Origin of the sequence: Nocardia vulneris (genome assembly GCF_001613425.1) — a bacterium.
Taxonomy (GTDB): domain Bacteria; phylum Actinomycetota; class Actinomycetes; order Mycobacteriales; family Mycobacteriaceae; genus Nocardia; species Nocardia vulneris.
The window spans coordinates 131,331-150,984 of sequence record NZ_BDCI01000002.1; the positions used below are offsets into that span (position 1 = coordinate 131,331).

General features: G+C 70.7%; 2 protein-coding genes (1 of these 2 running past the window's edge). One reads left to right on the forward strand and one right to left on the reverse strand.

What is annotated here, in order from left to right:
• On the forward strand, positions 1–561 hold the full coding sequence (locus NVU01S_RS02610; protein ID WP_043667500.1) for a TIGR03086 family metal-binding protein: 561 nt from the start codon (positions 1–3) through the stop codon (positions 559–561).
• Here NVU01S_RS02610 and NVU01S_RS02615 read toward each other — a convergent pair whose 3' ends face one another.
• A protein-coding gene (locus tag NVU01S_RS02615; protein WP_043667685.1) for a non-ribosomal peptide synthase/polyketide synthase crosses the window boundary here: on the reverse strand, positions 562–19,654 show its 3' portion. It continues 1,649 nt past the right edge of the window; only the last 19,093 of its 20,742 coding nucleotides appear in the window; the start codon falls outside the window, past its right edge — the gene reads right to left on this strand; the stop codon is at positions 562–564.

Sequence of the window (19,654 nt, forward strand, 5' to 3'; positions counted from 1 at the left end):
ATGGCTGAATCGACTCTTTCTCCCGCCGACCGTTACCGCGCGCTGGCGCAGACGTTCACCCGAAAAGTGGCGGCCGTTCCGGCTTCCGGCTGGGATGCCGACTCCCCGTGCGCCGAGTGGACCGCGCGCGATGTCGTCCGGCATGTCATCGACAGCGAACGCGATATCGCGCGGATGGTCGGGCTCGAGCTGCCGCCCGCGCCGTCCGTCGACGACGATCCGGCCGCGGCCTGGGCCGCGACCCGTGCCGCCATGCAGGACATTCTGGACGATCCCGCGCGGGCCACCCGAGAATACGACGGCCACTTCGGCCGCACCGATCTGGCCGCGACGATCGAGCGCTTCTACTGTTTCGACCTGGTCGTGCACGGCTGGGATATCGCCCGCGCCACGGGCACCGACGCCACCATCCCCGCCACAGAGCTCGAATGGGTCGAGGGCGTGGCACGCTCGCTCGGCGACTCGCTGCGCATGCCCGGAGTTTGCGGGCCCGCCCTCGACGCTCCCGCCGACGCCGACGAGCAGACCCGGGTCCTCGCCTTTCTCGGTCGCGCGCACTGATCACAACAGCTCGTTCAGCAGGCGGCCCACCCGGTGCATGTTCTCGGGCCGGTCGAAATCGCCGTGCGCGCAGTCCACCTCGAGCACGTCGATCCGGCCGCTGACGTGGGGCCGCCAGGCTTGCTCGAACTCCGTCGCCGGGTCCGCCGTGCGATGGCCTTCCGCATCGATCGCGGCGGCGAACACGGTCAGGTCGCCGTCGAAGCACGGCGAGGTGAAGCCGTCCAGCAGGGTGCTGTTGTTGATCAGCACCTTGGTCGCCTGCGCCACCAGCCGCTGGATCACCGGGGATTCGAGTTGCTCGCCGAAACGGTCGGCCGCCCAATCGCGGATGCCCGCCATGGCCTGCTCCTCCGAGACGTCGGGATCGTCGTCCGAGGCCACCGGCGGCTTGCTGTCGAGGATGCCGAGGAACCCGACTACCCTTCCCCGCCTGGTGAGTTCGCAGGCCAGCGCGTGTGCGACGATGCCGCCGTAGGACCAGCCCAGCAGATAGTAGGGGCCCTCCTCCTGCAGGGCGAGGATCCGGTCGATGTAGTCGGCCACCATCGCGTCGAACGATGCGGCGACCGGCCCGCCGTCGAGGCCACGGGACTGGATGGCGTACACCGGGCGGTCGGACAGGTGCCCGCCGAGTTGCTGGTAGAACCAGCCGAGACCACCGCCGGGGTGCAGGCACCACAGTGGCTGCTGCCCGCCGGAACTCTTCAGCAGCAGCACCGGATCGAAATCCGTACCCGCCGTAGCGCCTTCGTCGAGCCGCGGCACCAGCTGGGCGACGGTCGGCGCGTCGAAGACCACCCGCACCGGCACCTCCACGCCCAGGGTCGCGCGAATCCTGCTGGTGAGCCGGGTCGCCAGCAGCGAGTGGCCGCCCAGCGCGAAGAAGTCGTCGTCGATACCCACCCGTCCGACGCCGAGGATCTCGGCGAACAGCTCGGCCACGGCCTGCTCGCGTTCGGTGCGCGGAGCTCGGTATTCGGTGGCGGACAACAGTTCCGGATCGGGCAGTGCGACGCGGTCGAGCTTGCCGTTCGCGGTCAACGGGAGCGCGTCGAGCACCAGCACGGTGGCGGGCACCATGAATTCCGGCAACCGCTCCGCCGCCCAGCGGCGCACCGCCGCGGCCAGCAGCCCCGCCTGCGGGTTGTTCGCGCAGGCCGCGGGGTTCGCCGTGGGCTCGTACACGTCGGCCAGCGGCCGCCCGCCCCGCGTCTCGGCGTCGAGGAACACCGCGTCCATGTGTCCCGGTGTGGCGGACCAGGTCACGGCGGTGGTGTAGCCCAGTGCGGTGCCCAGCACGTGCAGTTCCTCCGGCAGCAAGCCGGTGTCGGGCCGCACCGTCCGATCGAGCGTTCCTTCGAAACCCACTGCCGTCGAAACCGATTCCGGTTCCTCCGGCACGGGTTGCCCGCCGCGGATCAGCTCCGCCGCGGCGACCTCGCCGATCAGCCCGGCGTGCGGAATCCCGGTGATCCGCAGCCCGTCCGAATGACCGTTCCGCAGCAGCGCGCACAGCCAGTCGTGGTCGCGGTACCCGGCTTTCGGCAGATCCGCCACCGAAAGCGGTTGCGCCGGGGCCTTCCACAGCACCACGTCGTAGCGGTAACGGTTCAGTTCGTTGACCGAATGCCCGCGCTTGAGCTCGATATCGACGGCGTCGAAACCACATTCGCGCCCGAGCGCCGTGAAGTACTCCGGTGCGAGCAGCAGTTCCTGTTCGGCGGCGATATCGCGGCGCACCCGATCGCGCACCGCCGCGGCGTCGGCGCCGCCATGGCGAACGAGCTGCACCGCGGTCGTGAATTCCGTCAGCAACGCGAAGTTGCGCACGTCGCCGACGAATATCGCACCACCCGGGGCGAGCACTCGCAGCACCTGTTCGAGGACCTTGCCGAGGTAGGCCTGACTCGGGAAGTACTGGACGACGGAGTTCAACACCACGGTGTCGAAGTGACATTCGGGCAGCCCGGCCGGATCGTCGGCCGGACGGGCGCTCAGGAAGACGTTGGCCGCCCACCCGGCATCGACGCGGGCCAACTGCTCGCGCAGCTTCCCGATCGTCTCCGCCGACAGGTCCGTGGCCCAGTACTCGGCGCACTCCGGGGCCAACTGCGACATCAACAGACCCGACCCCACACCGATCTCCAGCACCCGACGCGGACCCAACTCCCGAATCCGATCCACCGTCGCCGCCCGCCACTCCCGCATCTGCGCCAACGGAATCGGCGCACCGGTGTAACTGCTGTTCCACCCACCGAAGTCCGAGGCGAGTTCGTCCGCGCGGGCGGGTTCGTCGCCGGGTTCCGCCACCGCGTCCGCGCCACCGGTCACCCCGGAATACAGGTCGTCGTAGACCCGGCGCCACTGCCCGACCAGTTCGTCCTCGCCGACCACCGGTCCGGCCTTGTCCGCGACCACGTAGCCCACCAGCTGTTTCCCGCCGGTGCCGGTCTCGCGGGCCAGCACCACCGCCTGCGCCACCGAGGGATGGTGCGCGAGCACGGTTTCCACCTCCCCCGGTTCCACGCGGAACCCGCGGATCTTGACCTGATCATCGGCGCGGCCCGCGAACTCCAGTACCCCGGCCGCGGTCCACCGCACCACGTCCCCCGTGCGATAGAGCCGCCCGCCGACCGGATCGAACGGGTCGGCCACGAACCGCGCCGCGGTCAGACCCGAGCGGCCGAGATAGCCGCGGGCCAATTGCGTACCGGCGACGTACAACTCACCGGCCACTCCCACCGGCACCGGCGACAACCACGAATCCAGCACGTATACGCGGGTATTGGCGACCGGAGCGCCGATCGGCACCGTCGCGCCGGACACCGCGCCGGGCACGACGTAGGACGTCACATCCACGGTCGCCTCGGTCGGACCGTACAGGTTATCGATACGGGAGATGCCGCAGCTGCTCCGCAACGCATCCACCAGTCCGGTGGACAGACTGTCGGCACCGGTGTTCACCTGCCGCAGGCTCTGGAAGGGTTTGTCCGGCAACGACTCCGCGTATTCGGCCAACGCCGACAGCAACGGTGGCGTCGCGAACATCTTCGTCACCGCCCGCGTCTGGACCAGTCGCGTGAGCTCGGCCGGATCCGAGCGCTGCGCACTCGCCACCACGAGGGCCGCACCCCCGCACAGCGCGGGCCAGATCTCGTACGTCGACGCGTCGAACGCGATCGAGGAATGCACCAGCACCCGATCGGCGCGGTCCGCCGACCACGCCTGTGCCACCAGGTTCACCACGTTCCGATGCGTGATGCCGACGCCTTTCGGCACACCGGTCGAGCCGGAGGTATAGATGACATAGGCCAGGTTCTGCGGCCGCGGCGGAGCGAGCCGGTCCGCGTGGTCTGCCCCGGACGCGGTGACCGTATCGAGTTCCACCCGCGGCGTTGTCGTCTGCGGCAGCACCGCGGCGGTGGCCGCGTCGGTCAGCACGACCACCGGTGCCGCGTCGGCGAGGATGAACGCCAACCGATCCGCGGGGTAACCCGGATCGATCGGCAGATACCCGCCCCCGGCCTGCACGACTGCCAGCAGCGCGACGATCAGGTCCGCGGAGCGCGGCAAAGCCACCGCGACAACGCTGTCCGGGCCCACCCCGCGCGAAGCGAGCACGCGCGCAAGCTGATTCGCGCGAACGTCGAGTTCGCGGTACGTCAGCTCGGTGCCCGCGGCGATGACGGCGACGGCGTCCGGTGTCGCCTCGACCCGGCGGCGGAACAGTTCGGCCAGGGTCAGGTCCGGCTCGAGCGCGACCGCGGTGTCGTTCCAGGCGTGCACGACCAGGCCGCGCTCTTCGTCGCCGAGCACGTCGATCGAGCCGACCGGCGCACTCGGGTGCGCCACCACCTGCCGCAGGACCCGGACGAATCGCGCCGCGATCGCCTCGACCGTGGCGTGGTCGAACAGGTCGGTGGCGTACTCGATGAACGCGCCCCACGGCTGCCCGGCCGGGGTGTCGGCGATGTTGAAGAACAGGTCGAACCGCGCTGTCGCGGTGGACGCGTGGTAGGGCTCGAACTCGACTCCGGCGAACTCCAGCGTGGGCAGGGCGTTGTTCTGGAAGGCCAGCGACACCTGGAACAGCGGATGCTGCGCCGCCGAGCGCACCGGGTTGAGCATTTCCACCAGCAGTTCGAACGGCGCGTCCTGATTCTCGTACGCGGCAAGCGCTTTCGCCCGGATCGCGCCGACGAGCTCGGTGAACGGGGCCGCCGGCACGACCCGGGCACGCAGCACCCAGGTGTTGACGAAGAAGCCGATCAAGTCGGTCAGGGCCGCGTCGGTCCGTCCCGCGATCGGCGCGCCGATCGGAATATCCTCGCCCGCACCGAGTTCGAACAGCAGCACGGCCAGCGCCGACTGCAACACCATGGATACCGTCGCGCCCTCGCGCGCAGCAAGGCGCTGCACACCCGACCGGATCTCGGCGTCGATCTCGAAGACGACCATATCGCCGCGGTAGCTCGCGACCCGGGGCCGCGGCCGGTCGGTGGGCAGTCGCAATTGTTCGGGCAGACCATCGAGTTCGGCCCGCCAGTAGTCGAACTGCCGCGCCAGCGCGCTGTCCGGATCGGTCGGCGCACCCAGCAGGTCCTGCTGCCACAGCGTGTAATCCACGTACTGCACCGGGAGCGGCTCCCAGCCGGGCGCCCGATCGTCCGCCCTGGCCGTGTAGGCGGTCGCCAGGTCGCGCAGCAGCGGCGTCATCGACCAGCCGTCACCGGCGATGTGATGGATCAGCAGCACCAGCACGTATTCGCCCGGCCCCGAACACAATATCGTCACCCGGATAGGGATCTGCGTCGACAGGTCGAACCCGAAGCGCACCGCCGCGGTCACCGCCGCGTCCACCTCGTCCGGGGACACCTCGGTCGATTGCACCGGCACCTCGACACCGTCCGCGGCAAGCACCCGCTGACCGGGCACCCCGTCGGTCTCGACGAAGACCGTGCGCAGCGTCTCGTGCCTGGCCACGACGTCACCGATCGCGGCGGTCAGCGCGGCGACGTCCACGCCACGCAACCGGACGGCCAGCGGAATGTTGTACGTAGCGGACGGGCCTTCCAGGCGATGGATGAACCACAGCCGCCGCTGCGCGAACGACAGCGGCACCACGTCCGGTCGTGCGCCCGCCGTCAACGCGGGCCGGACGCGGGCTTCCGGATCGAGCCGCTCCGCCAGCCGCGCCACGGTCGGCGCGTCGAAGACCGCCCGGATCGGCACCTCCACCCCGAGTTCGACACGGATCCGGCTGATCAGACGGGTGGCGAGCAACGAGTGGCCGCCCAACTCGAAGAAGTTGTCGTCCAGGCCGATCCGCTCGCGCCCGAGCACTTCGCCGAACAGGTCGCCCAGCACCCGTTCGCGCTCGGTGCCCGGAGCCCGATAAGGCATGGCGGACAACAGTTCCGGGACCGGCAGCGCGGCTCGGTCCAGTTTGCCGTTGGCGGTCAACGGCACCCGGTCGAGCACCAGCACCGCCGCGGGCACCATGTAGTCGGGCAGCCGGCCCGCCACGAATTCGCGCAGCTGCGCGCCGTCGAGCCGATCCTCCGGATCGGCGGCGACCACATACCCGATCAGCTGCTTGCCGCCGATTCCGGTGTCGCGTGCGATCACCACCGCGCGCGACACCGAAGGATGCTGCGCCAGCGCGGTTTCCACCTCGCCCGGCTCGATCCGGAAGCCACGGATCTTCACCTGATCGTCGACCCGGCCGACATACTCCAGTTCTCCGGTGCTGTTCCAGCGCACCACGTCCCCGGTGCGGTACAGCCGCCCGCCCGCCGGATCGAACGGATCCGCGACGAACTGTGCGGCGGTCGTGCCGGGCCTGCCGTGATAGCCGCGGCCCAGTTGCGCGCCCGCCAGGTACAGCTCTCCGGCGGCCCCGACCGGCACCGGCCGCAACCACGGATCCAGCACGAAGGCCCGCATATTGGCCAGTGCCACACCGATCGGCACCACGGCGTCCACGCCGCCGTCCGCGTTCTCGAAGCCGCGACAGGTCGCGAACGTCGTCGTCTCGGTCGGGCCATATCCGTTCACGACCCGGGTCTCGGGGCATCCGCGCAGTGCGCGGGTGAGCACCTGCGCCGGCAGTTCTTCGCCGCCCGCCCACACCTGCCGGAGCGCACCGAGCGCCTCGGGGCAGTGGTCGATGAACAGCTCGAACAACCGCGTGGTGATGAAGGCCGCGGTCACCCCGTGCGCCAGCATCATCCGGCCCAGCGCCGCGATATCGGTGCGCTCCGGCGGCGCGACGACCACCCGGCCGCCGCCGAGCAGCGGCACCCAGATCTCGTAGGTCGACGCGTCGAAGGCGATCGAGGAATGCAGCAGGACGGCCTCGTGCGCACCGCCCTGCCATACGGGTTGGGCGGCGAAGGACACCACGTTGCGGTGGGTGATGGCAACGCCTTTGGGCACACCGGTCGAGCCGGACGTGTAGATCACATAGGCCAGATTGTCCGGCCGCACCGTGGTGGGCAGGTCGCCGCCGTCGAGATGCTGTCCGGAATCCAGCGTGTCGAGGTAGAGGCGGGGAGTTTCGCTGTGCGGCAGGGCCGCGGCGGTCGCCTGGTCGGTGACGAGCACCGTCGGCCCGGCATCGGCGAGGATGAACGCCAGCCGATCCGAGGGGTACGCCGGATCGATCGGGAGGTATCCACCCCCGGCTTTCAGCACCGCCAGCAGCGCGACGAGCAGTTCGGCCGACCGTGGCAACGCCACCGCCACGACCGAGTCGGGACACACGCCCGCCGAAACCAGGACGCGGGCAAGGCGTTGCGACCGCAGATCGAGATCGCGATAGCTCAGCTCGGTATCCGCACAGACGACCGCAACCGCGTCCGGGGTCGCGGCCACGCGTGCCCGGAACTGGTCCGCGATCGTGCCCTCCGGTATCGCCGCGAGCGCACTGTTCCAGCGACGCAGCACCGATTCCCGTTCCGCTGCGCCCAGCAGATCGATGGCCACCACCGGCATCTCCGGATCGCGCACGATCTGTTCGAAGATCCGCACCAACCGCGCGGCCAGCGCCTCGACCTCGGAGCGGCCGAAGGCATCGGTCCGGTATTCGAGATGCAGGTCGAGTACGGGGCCGCCGTTGGCGATGAACGTCAGCGGATAGTGCGAGGGCGAATACGGGTGCAGGTCGGCGATGGTGATACCGCTCGTGCCCGCCGCCGCGCCGATGCCGCGCTGGTCGACCGGATAGGACTCGAAGCCGATCAGCGTGTCGAACAAGACGTTCAGACCCGTCACCTGATGGATCTCGGTCAGCCCGATGTGATGATGGTCGAGCAGGGCCACCTGACGGGCCTGCAGAGCCCGCAGCAGGTCGGCGATCGTATCGCGCACACCGAATCGCACCCGCACCGCAACGGTGTTGATGAACAGGCCGACCATCGCGTCCACGCCGGGAATCGCGGGCGGACGACCGGAGACGGTCGCACCGGTGAGCACGTCGCGGCGTCCGGTCGTCGCGGCGAGCAGCATTCCCCAACCCGCCTGCACCACGGTGTTCAGCGTGACGCCGAGGTCGGTGGCGCGCCGGTTCAACCCGGCCGCCGTCGCCGCGGACAGCGGCACGGCGACGTGCACCACTCCGTCGGCCGCACCACCGTCGTGGCCTGCGAGCAGGGTTGGTTCGGTGACCCCGTCGAGTTCCGCGGCCCAGGCCTGCCGGGCGGCGCGGGAATCCCTGCGGTGCCACCACTTCAGGAACTCCTGGTAGGCGGGCGGCTGCGGCAGCGTCGAATGGTCGCCGCCGGAGCCGTAGAGGTGCAACAGGTCTCGCAGCAGCAGCGGCAGCGACCAGCCGTCCAGCAGCACGTGATGGGCGGTCAGGATCAGCTCGCAACGGTCGTCGGCCATCGGCACCAGCGTCAGCCGCAGCAGTGGCGGCCGCGTCACGTCGAAATGGGTGCGCCGGTCTTCGTCGAGCAGCCGGTCCAGCGCCGCACCACGCGCGGACGCCTCGGTATTCCGCAGATCCACTACCCGCCAGGGCAATTCGACACCCGCGAGCACCGCCTGGACGGCATCTCCGGGCCCGTCCGTCACGAAGCCCACCCGCAGGTTCGGGTAGCGATCGAGCAGACCCTGTCCGGCCGCGCGCATCCGTTCCGGGTCCACCGCGCCGGCCAGGCCGAAGACGACCTGCATGTGATAGGCGTCGAAGCCTGCGCCCGCCAGTACCTGATGGAACAGCAGCCCCGACTGCATCGAGGTCAGCGGCCAGACATCGACCAGGCGCGGGTATCTCGCCTCCAACGCTTCGATCTCGTGCTGCGCCAACGTCACCAGCGGCAGATCCGACGGTGTCAGTCCACCGGCGCCGAGCTCGGCGTGCCGGGCCAGGCCGGTGGCCGCGTCGCGCCACAACTCGGACAGTTCCCGGATCTCGTGCTGCGGCAGTACGCCTGCGGGCGCGGCGAACACCGCTTGCAGCACCGGTCCGGCGGCGGTGTCGATCACCATCGCGTTCACGTCCAGCACGGCGATCGCGGGACGCTCGGACATCGCCGGGTCCAGTGGCGTGATCAGTTGCTCGCCGTCGACCGCGGGCGTCCAGCCCGCGCCGCGCAATCGCGCGGGCAGCAGATCGGCCGAGGTGAACCGCCCGAGATAGTTGAACCCGAGCTGACCGGCCGAGAACGCTTGCAGCACAGCAGCGGTCTCGGGATTGAGATAGCGCAGCATGCCGTACCCGAGGCCCTTGCCCGGAACCGCGCGCAACTGTTCCTTGACGGACTTGAACAACGCGCCCGCCGCCGGGCCCCCCGCGCAGAGCTGGTCCCACGCGTCGGCGTCGGCACGCAATCGCACCGGGAACATGCTCGTGAACCAGCCGACGGTACGCGACAGATCGGCACCCGCGACGGTGTCTTCCTGGCGCCCATGCCCTTCCAGCCGGATCAGCACCGAGTCCGCGTCGGCGCCCCGGCCGGCCCGCCAGCGGGTCACCGCCGCGGCCAAGGCCGCGAGCAATCCGTCCTCGACGCCACCGTGGAACACCGCGGGCAACGCGGTCAGCAGGGTCTCGGTGACCTGCACCGGCATTCGCACCTGGACGTGCTCGACCGTGGACATCACGTCGACCAGCGGGTCCAGCGCGCGGCGGCCCAGTGCCGGGTCGGGGCCGTCGAGCACCGAACGCCACCAAGCCAGTTCCGCCACGCGCTCCGGACGGGTGGCCGCCGCGGCGAGACCGTGCGCCCACCGCCGCATCGACGTGCCGGTGCCCGGCAGTTCCGGCGCGACGCCCGCGGCTACTTCCTGCCATGCGGAGGCCAAGTCGGGCAGCAGGATTCGCCACGACACCCCGTCGACCACCAGGTGGTGCGCGACGAAGGAGAGCAGGCCGGGCCGGTGCGGACCGCGGTCGAACCAGACGAACTGCACCATCACACCCGCCGCGGGCGCCATCCGGCCGACCGCCGCCGCCACCTGCGCGACGATCACTTCGGCCCGGTCCGCCGGATGCGCCGCGAAGGACGCGGTCTCGACACGGTGCAGCACGCCGTCCACGTCGACCGCGCCCGGCGGCGCGACTTCTAGTCCCGCGCCGCGCTCGTCGTCGACCAGCCGCGCCCGCAACACATCGTGGCGGTCCAGCACCGCGGTCAAGGTCGCGACCAAGCCCGCCCGATCGATCCCCACCGGCAGTTCGAGCAACAGCGACTGCGTGAAACTGTCGAACCCGGCGCCCAATTCGCGGACGAAGCGCGCCACCGGCAGCAGCGGCAGCCACCCGGCACCGCCACCGGGCAACTCCGCCAGCACGGGGGCGGCCACCTCGCGGGTGAGCGCCACCGTGGCCAGCGCCGCGGCCGTCCGATGCTCGAACACCTCGCGCGGGCTGATCTCGACGCCCAATTCCCTTGCCCGCGAGACGACTTGAATCGACCGGATACTGTCGCCGCCCAGCTCGAAGAAGCTGTCGTCGACCCCGACCCGGTCGAGTCCGAGCACCTCGGCGAACACCTCGGCCAGCAGCTGTTCCTGGCTGGTACGCGGCGCCCGGTACGCCGCCGAGGAACTCAGCTCCGGCTCCGGCAGCGCCCGGCGATCCACCTTTCCGCTGGCGGTCAGCGGCATCGACTCGAGCACCAGCACCGCCGTCGGCACCATGTAGTCCGGCAACCGCTCGGCGGCGAAACGACGGACCGCACCCCCGTCGAGTTCGCTTGCGCTCGTGTCGGTTCGCTCCGCGACCACATAGCCGATCAGTTGTTTGCCGCCGCGGTCACCGGCCCGGGCCTGTACGACCGCCTGGGCGACGGAGGGGTGTTGCGCGAGGACGGTTTCCACCTCGCCCGGCTCGACGCGGAAACCCCGGATCTTGACCTGATCGTCGATCCGGCCCGCGAACTCCAGTTGCCCGGCCGCGTTCCAGCGCACCAGATCACCGGTGCGATACAACCGTCCGCCCGCCGGGCCGAACGGATCCGCCACGAACCGTTGCGCGGTCAACCCCGCTCGGCCCCGATAGCCGCGGGCCAGTTGGGCACCGGATACATACAATTCACCTGCGGTACCGATCGGCACCGGCGTCAACCACGGATCGAGCACGTATACCCGGGAATTGGCGACCGGCGCACCGATCGGCACGGCCGCACCGTCGATCCGGGCGGGCACGACGAAGGAGGTCACGTCCACCGTCGCCTCGGTGGGGCCGTAGAGATTGTCGACGCGCAGGCCCGCGCAACCGGCGCGCAGGCTCTGCACCAACCCCGAGGTCACCGTGTCGGCACCGGTGTTCACCTGGATCAAGCTCCGCAACGGCGTGCCGGGCAACGACTTCGCGTAATCGGCCAAGGCGGACAGCAGGGGCGGCGTGGCGAACATCTTGGTCACCGACCGGTCCTGCACCACCTGCGTGATCTCCGCCGGGTCCGACCGCTCCCCGGTGGCGAGCACCAATGTCGCTCCCCCGCACAGCGCGGGCCAGATCTCGTAGGTGGACGCGTCGAACGCGATCGACGAGTGCACCAGCACCCGCTCCCCCGGCCCCGCGAACCACGCCTGGGCGACCAGGTGTGCCACGTTGCCATGGGTGATGGCAACGCCTTTCGGCACACCGGTCGATCCCGACGTATAGATCACGTACGCGAGATGCTGCGGCGTCACCGTCCGAGCCGACCCGGTTCGTCCCGTCCCGCGCGTGGTCGTCGCGGGTGCGTCGAGTTGCAGCCGTGGCGTCGAGGTCTCGGGCAGTGCTGCTCCGGTCACCGAATCCGTCACCAGGACAACCGGATCCGCATCGGCGAGGACGAACGCGGAACGCTCCGACGGATACGCGGGATCGATGGGCAGATAGCCACCGCCGGCCCGCAAGACGCCCAGCAGTGTGACGATCAGGTCCACGGAGCGCGGGAGCGCCACCGCCACGACATCATCGGGCCCGACGCCCTGGGCGATCAGCAGCGCGGCCAGGCGATCGGCCCGCGCGGCCAGCTCCCGGTAGGACACCGCCACGTCGCCGCAGCGCACCGCGACCGCGTCCGGCGTACGCGCGACCTGCGCCTCGAACAGCTCCGGCAGGGTGCTGCCGGACACCTCGAGCGCGGTGTCGTTCCAGTGGCGCAGCACCAGTTCGCGTTCGTCGGCACCGAGCAGATCGATCGAGCCCACCGGGACACTCGCATCCGACATCACCTGGCGCACTATGCGCGCGAGCTGTCGGGCCATCGCCTCGACGGCAGGCCGGCCGAACAGGTCCGTGCGGTATTCCAGGCGCAGTTGCAGTGCGGGGGCGGCACCCGCGACGAGGGTCAGCGGATAGTGGGTCGGCGCGTCGGCGCGCAGACCGGTGATGGCGAGGCCGCTGCTGTCGGCGGCCGCGCCGATACCGGTGTAGTCGACCGGATAGGACTCGAACCCGATCAGGCTGTCGAACAAGACATTCAGACCCACGGCGCGGTGGATCTCGGCCAAACCGACGTGCTGCTGGTCCAGCAGGGCGACCTGGCGCGCCTGCACGTCGGCCAGCAGATCCGCGAGACTGTCACGCGGACCGAACCGCACCCGCACCGGAACGGTGTTGATGAACAATCCGACCATCGAAGCCACGTCCGGGATCTCCGGCGGGCGACCCGACACCGTGGCACCCGCCACGACGTCGTTGCGACCGGTGGTCTTGGCGAGCAGGACGCCCCACGCGGTCTGCACGACGGTGTTCACGGTGACGGCCAATTCCTTCGCGCGCCGCGGCAGTGCGGCCGCCGTCGCCGCGTCCAGCGGCACCGCGACCTGCTCGACCTCGGCCGCGCCGACGTCGTCGCCCGGCCCGGCGAGCAGGGTCGGTTCCGCGAACCCGTCCAGCTCGTCGGCCCAGGCCTGTACGCCCGCAGGCACGTCGCGCTGCGCCAGCCAGGTCAAGAAGTGCCGATAGTCCGGTGCCTGCGGCAATGCATCGGCTGCACCGTCGCTCCCGTAGAGGTGCAACAGATCTCGGATCAGCAACGGCAGCGACCAGCCGTCCAGCAGCACGTGGTGGGTGCTGAACACCAGCTCGGCGCGCTCGTCGGTCAACTGCACGAGCGTCCATCGCAGCAGCGGTGGCCGCGCCATGTCGAAGTGGGTGTGCCGGTCCGCGAGCAGCAGCTGCTGCAAGGTGGCAGCGCGCGCACTTTCGTCCCGATCCCGCAGATCGACGGCGCGCCAAGGCAAGTCGACCGCATCGACGACGACCTGTACCGGCTCACGGCGCACGCCTTCGACATATCCCGCCCGCAGGTTCGGATGACGGTCCAGCAGCGCGCGACCGGCCGCCCGCATCCTGGCCGGATCCACCTGTCCGGCCAGTTCGAACACCACCTGCATGTGATAGGCGTCGAACCCCGAATCGGCCAGCGCCCGATGGAAGAGCAGCCCCGACTGCATCGGCGTCGTCGGCCACACATCCACCAGGTGCGGGTACTGCGCCTCCAGGACTTCGATCTCGGTGTGGTCCAGCGCCACCAGCGGCAGATCGGACGGCGTCCGCCCGCCCGCGTCCGGTCCGGTGGCACACCGCGCCACACCGGCGGCCGCGCGCCGCCACAGCTCGGCCAGCTCCGCGGTCTCGTGTCGCCGCAGTACCCCCGTGGGTGCCGCGAACACCGCTTGCAGGACAGGGCCTTCGGGGGTGTCGACGACCATGGTGGTGACGTCGAGCGCGGCGAGCGCGGGCATCGCCGGATGCGGGGCCGCCGCTGCCGCGGCACCATCCTGCGACGGCGCCCAGCCCGCACCCTGCCGACGGTCCGGCAGCAGATCACCGGCGGTCAACCGGCCCAAGTAGTTGAACCCGATCTGCCCGGTCGAATACTGGCGCAGCACTGCGGCGCTCGCCGGATCGAGATAGCGCAGCAGTCCGTAGCCGATGCCCTTGTCCGGAACCGCGCGCAGCTGCTCCTTCACCGCTTTCACCGCCGCACCCGCGGCCGGGCCGCCCGCACAGAGCTGATCCCACTCGGTCACCCCGGCGCGCAACCGAACCGGGAACACGCTCGTGAACCAGCCGACGGTACTGGACAGTTCGGCCCCCGGCACGGTGTCTTCCTCGCGGCCATGACCTTCCAGCCGCAGCAGCACCGAATCGTCGCAGGCGTCCCCGGCGTGCTCCGCGCACCGGCCGCGGCGGTGCCGCCAATGGTGCACGGCCACAGTCAATGCCGCTACCAGACCGTCCTCGGCGCCGCCGTGGAACGCCGCGGGCAGCGCGGTCAGCAGCGACTCGGTCACTGCCACCGGCAGCTCGACCCGCACCTGCTCGACGGTCGCCAGCACGTCTACGGCCGGATCCAGCGGCCGCGCGCCCAGCACCGGATCGGGGCGTTCGAGTACCCCGCGCCACCACGGCAACTGGTCGGTCCACCGGGATCTGCTCGCCTGTTCGACCAGCCCGTGTGCCCAGCGGCGCAGCGACGTGCCTGCCATCGGCAGCACCGGCACCGCACCCGTCGCCACCTGCGACCAGGCAGCGGCCAAGTCGGGCACCAGGATTCGCCAGGATACGCCGTCGATCACCAGATGCTGCGCGACGATCGACAGGCGGCCCGGCCGCGCGGGCCCGGCGTCGAACCAGACGAACTGCACCAGTACCCCGGCCGCCGGAGCGAGCCGGGCGACCGCGGCTTCGACCTGCGCGGCGAGCACCGCCGCGTCCTCCTCGGCGTCCTGGTCGGTGACGTCCACCCGGTGCAGGAGACTGCCCACGTCCACCGCGCCGACCGGTGCCACTTCGAGCCCCGCGCCGCGCTCGTCGTCCACCAGCCGCGCCCGCAACACCTCATGCCGATCCAGCACCGCACCCACTGTCGCCAGCAGACCCGCCCGATCGATCCCCAGCGGCAGCTCGAGCAACAGCGATTGCGTGAAACTGTCGAAACCCGAACCCAATTCCCGGATGAAACGCGCCACCGGCAACAGCGGCAGCCATCCCACACCGCCGCCGGGCAACTCCGCCAGCACCGTGCCGCCGGCGCCGCGCTCGACCGCGACCGCTGCCAGCCCCGCGGCCGTCCGATGCTCGAACACCTCGCGCGGGCTGATCTGCACCCCGCGTTCCCGCGCCCGCGAGACGACCTGGATGGACCGGATGCTGTCGCCGCCCAACTCGAAGAAGCTGTCGTCGACCCCGACCTTCTCGACGCCGAGCACCTCCGCGAACACGGTCGCGAGCACCTGCTCCTGCGTGGTCCGCGGCGCTTGATAGCGGGCCGAGGAGACGAACTCGGGGTCCGGCAGCGCGGCGCGATCGAGTTTGCCGTTCGCGGTCAGGGGCAGGGCGTCCAGCACCGTCACCACCGCGGGCACCATGAACTCCGGCAGCCGCGCGGCGGCGAATCCGCGCACGTCGGCGCCGTCGAGTTCGTGTTCGGCACCGGCAGCGACCACGTAACCCACCAGCTGGTCGCCTCCGGTCTCGGTCGCGCGGGCGAGCACCACCGCCTGACCCACCGAAGGATGCTGTGCCAGAGCGGCTTCCACCTCGCCGGGCTCGACCCGGAACCCGCGGATCTTCACCTGATCGTCGGCCCGGCCCACGAACTCCAGCACGCCCGCGGCGGTCCAGCGCACGACGTCGCCGGTGCGGTACAACCGCCCACCGGCGGGATCGAACGGGTCGGCGACGAACCTCCCCGCCGTCAGCCCGGTTCGGCCCTGGTAGCCGCGCGCCACTTGCGCACCGGCCACATACAATTCACCGGGCACGCCCAGCGGCACCGGGTTCAGCCACGAATCGAGTACGTAAACCCGGGTATTGGGCACCGGCCGCCCGATCGGGATCGCGCCGGCCGCGTCCGGATCGGCGTCGTGGTCGGTCACGCACGCCGTGGTCTCGGTGGGGCCGTAGCCGTTCACGATCTGCACCTCGGCAGCGTGTGCCGTCGCCTTGCGCACCACACCCGCGGTCAGCTCGGCGCCGCCGGCGATGATCCGGCGCAGCGACCGCAACGGGTTGCCGGGCACCGACTCCACGTGTTCCAGCAGCGCGGCGAGCAGCGGCGGCGTCGCGAACATCTTCGCCACCGAGCCGGTCGCGACGAGCCGGGTCAGCTCCGCCGGGTCGGACCGCTCGGCACCGGCCAGCACGAGGGTCGCGCCGCCGCACAGCGCGGGCCAGATCTCATAGGTGGAGGCGTCGAACGCGATCGAGGAGTGCACCAGCACCCGCTCACCGGGCTCGATCGACCACGCCTGGGCCACCAGGTGCACCACGTTGCGGTGCGTGACGCCAACGCCTTTCGGCACACCGGTGGAACCGGAGGTGTAGATCACGTACGCGAGGTTCTGCGGGTCCGGCAACCGCTCGACGACCGTGCCCGGGGCCCACTCACCGTCCAGACAGAGTTGTGGCGTCGCGGTGTCGGGCAGCAGTCGCGCGGTCGCGGTATCGGTCAGCACGACGACGGGCGCGGCGTCGGCGAGTACGAACCGCAGCCGATCCGCGGGGTACGCCGGATCGATCGGCAAGTAGCCGCCGCCCGCTTTCAGCACGCCGAGCAGCGCCACGATCAGCTCCGCCGTCCGCGGCAGGGCCACGGCGACCACGGCGTCCGGCCCGACACCGTGCGCGACCAGGAGCTGCGCGAGCCGGTCGGCGCGCGCGTCGAGTTCGCGATAGGACAGCTCGGCGTCGGCGCAGACGACCGCGATCTCGTCCGGCGTGCGAGCGGCTTGCGCCTCGAACAGTCCCGCCACCGTGGTCTGCGGTACCTCGGCGTGGCCACCGTTCCACCGGCGCACCATCGCCTCGCGTTCGCCGGGTTCGAGCACGTCGAGACGGCCGATGGGCCGGTCCGGGTCGGCCGTCACCTGTCGCAGCACACGCAGCAGCCGCGCCACCATCGTCTCGACGGTGGCCCGGTCGAACAGTTCGGTCGCGTATTCGACCAGACCGCTCCACTGCTGACCGGCGGGTGCGTCGGCGATGTTGAAGAACAGATCGAAGCGCGCGACGCCCAGCGACACGTCGTAGGGCGCGAACTCGGTGCCGTGCAGCTCGAATGTCGGCGCCGTGTTGTTCTGGAACGCCAGTGACACCTGGAACAGCGGATGATGCGCGGCCGAGCGCACCGGATTCAGCAGCTCCACCAGCAATTCGAACGGAATGTCCTGATTCTCGTAGGCGGCAAGGGCTTTCGCCCGAACCTGGGCGACGATCTCCGCGAACGACGCGGCGGGCGTGACAGCGGTCCGCAGCACCCAGGTGTTCACGAAGAAGCCCACCAGATCGGCCAGCGCCTCGTCGGTGCGCCCGGCGATCGGCGAGCCGATCGGAATATCCTCGCCCGCACCGAGTTCGAACAGCAGCACCGCCAAGGCCGACTGCAGCACCATCGAGACGGTCGCGCCCGCACGCGCCGCCGAGCGTTCCACCGCGGCCCGCGTCGCGGGGTCGATCCCGAATGCCACCACGTCGCCGCGATATCCGGCCACCCGCGGCCGTGGCCGGTCCGCCGGCAGCCGCAGCTGTTCGGGCAGCCCGGCGAGTTCGTGCCGCCAGTACTCGTACTGCTGCGACAGCACGCTGTCCGGATCGGTCCGCGCGCCGAGCAATTCGCGTTGCCACAGCGTGTAATCCGCGTACTGCACCGGCAGTGGCGACCAGTCCGGCGCCCGCCCCGCGAGGCGAGCGGCGTACGCCGACGCCAGATCCCGCAGCAGCGGCGTCATCGACCAGCCGTCCCCCGCGATGTGATGCAGCAGCACCAAGACCACGCATTCGTCGTCGGCACACCGGAACACGGTGGCGCGGACCGGGATCTGCGTGGACAGGTCGAAGCCGTAGCGCACCGCCGCCCGCACCGCGGCCGCCACCTCGTCCGGCTCCGGCTCGGTGACGACGATGGGCACATCGGCGGACTCCGCGGCCACGATCTGTTGCGCGGGTACACCGTCGCGCTCGGTGAACACCGTGCGCAGGCTCTCGTGCCGGGCCACCACATCGCGCAGCGCACCGCCCAGCGCCGCCACGTCGACCCCGCGCAACCGCACCACCAACGGGATGTTGAAGGTGGCCGACGGTCCTTCCAAGCGGTGCACGAACCACAGCCGCCGCTGCGCGTACGACAGCGGGAGCAGGTCCGGGCGCGGTCGTGGTGCCAACGCCGGCCGCGGCCGGGCCCCGGTCTCGAGCCGGGTCGCCAGCTGGGCCACCGTCGGCGCCTCGAAGATCGCGCGGATCGCGACCTCGACTCCCATCGCCGTGCGGATCCGGCTGGCCAGCCGCGTCGCCAGCAGCGAGTGCCCGCCCAGTTCGAAGAAGCTGTCGTCCGCGCCGACCCGGTCGACGCCGAGCACCTCGGCGAACAATTCGGCGAGCAGTTGCTCCTGCGCGGTGCCCGGCGCTCGATACTCGGCTGTGGACCGCAGCTCCGGGACCGGCAACGCGGCCCGGTCGAGCTTGCCGTTCGCGGTCCGCGGCACCGAGTCCACCACCAGCACCGCCGCGGGCACCAGGAAGTCGGGCAGGCGGGTTCCCGCGAACCGGCGCACCTCGGCGCCGTCCAGTTCCGCGGCGGCCGCGCGCTCGGCGACCACGTACCCGATCAGCTGCTTGCCCCGGGATTCGGTGTCCACCGCGACGACCACGGCCTGCGCGACCGAAGGATGCTGTGCCAGAGCGGCTTCCACCTCGCCGGGCTCGACCCGGAACCCGCGGATCTTCACCTGATCGTCGGCCCGGCCCACGAACTCCAGCACCCCGGCCGCCGTCCAGCGCACCACATCACCGGTGCGATACAACCGCCCACCGGCGGGATCGAACGGGTCGGCCACGAACCGCGCCGCCGTCAGACCCGGCCGCCCGCGATAGCCGCGCGCCAACTGCGCACCGGCGGCATACAATTCGCCGTCGACGCCCACGGGCACCGGCAACAGCCGCGAATCGAGCACGTACACCCGGGTATTGGCCACCGGCCGGCCGATGGGCACGGTCGCGCCCGCGACGAGATCCGGTGCCGCATACGACGTCACGTTCACCGTCGCCTCGGTCGGGCCGTAGAGATTGTCCACCCGGACCCCGTCGCACACCGTCCGCAGCCCCTCGACCAGTGCCGAAGTCACCGTGTCGGCGCCGGTGTGCACCTGTGCCAGGGCGGCCAGCGGCCGGTCCGGCAGCGGTGTTGCGTACTCGGCCAACGCGGCGAGCAGGACCGGTGTCGCGAACATTCGCGTCACCGAGTGCAGCGCGACCAGGCGTGCGATCTCCGCCGGATCCGACCGCTGCTCGGTCGCCACCACCAGGGTCGCTCCGCCGCACAGGGCGGGCCAGATCTCGTAGGTGGACGCGTCGAACGCGATCGACGAATGCACCAGCACCCGGTCCGCGGGCCCGGCCGACCACGCCTGGGTTACCAGGCTCACCACGTTGCGATGCGTGATACCAACACCTTTGGGCACACCGGTCGAACCGGACGTGTAGATCACATACGCCAGGTCTTCGGCCGAGGGCTCGCCGACCGGACCGGTGCGGCCCGTGTCCTCGGCGTCGACAGACAAGTGCGGTATGTCCGTGGACGGCAACATTTCCGCTGTGCTCGGATCGGTCACCACGACGACCGGCGCGGCGTCGGCGAGCACG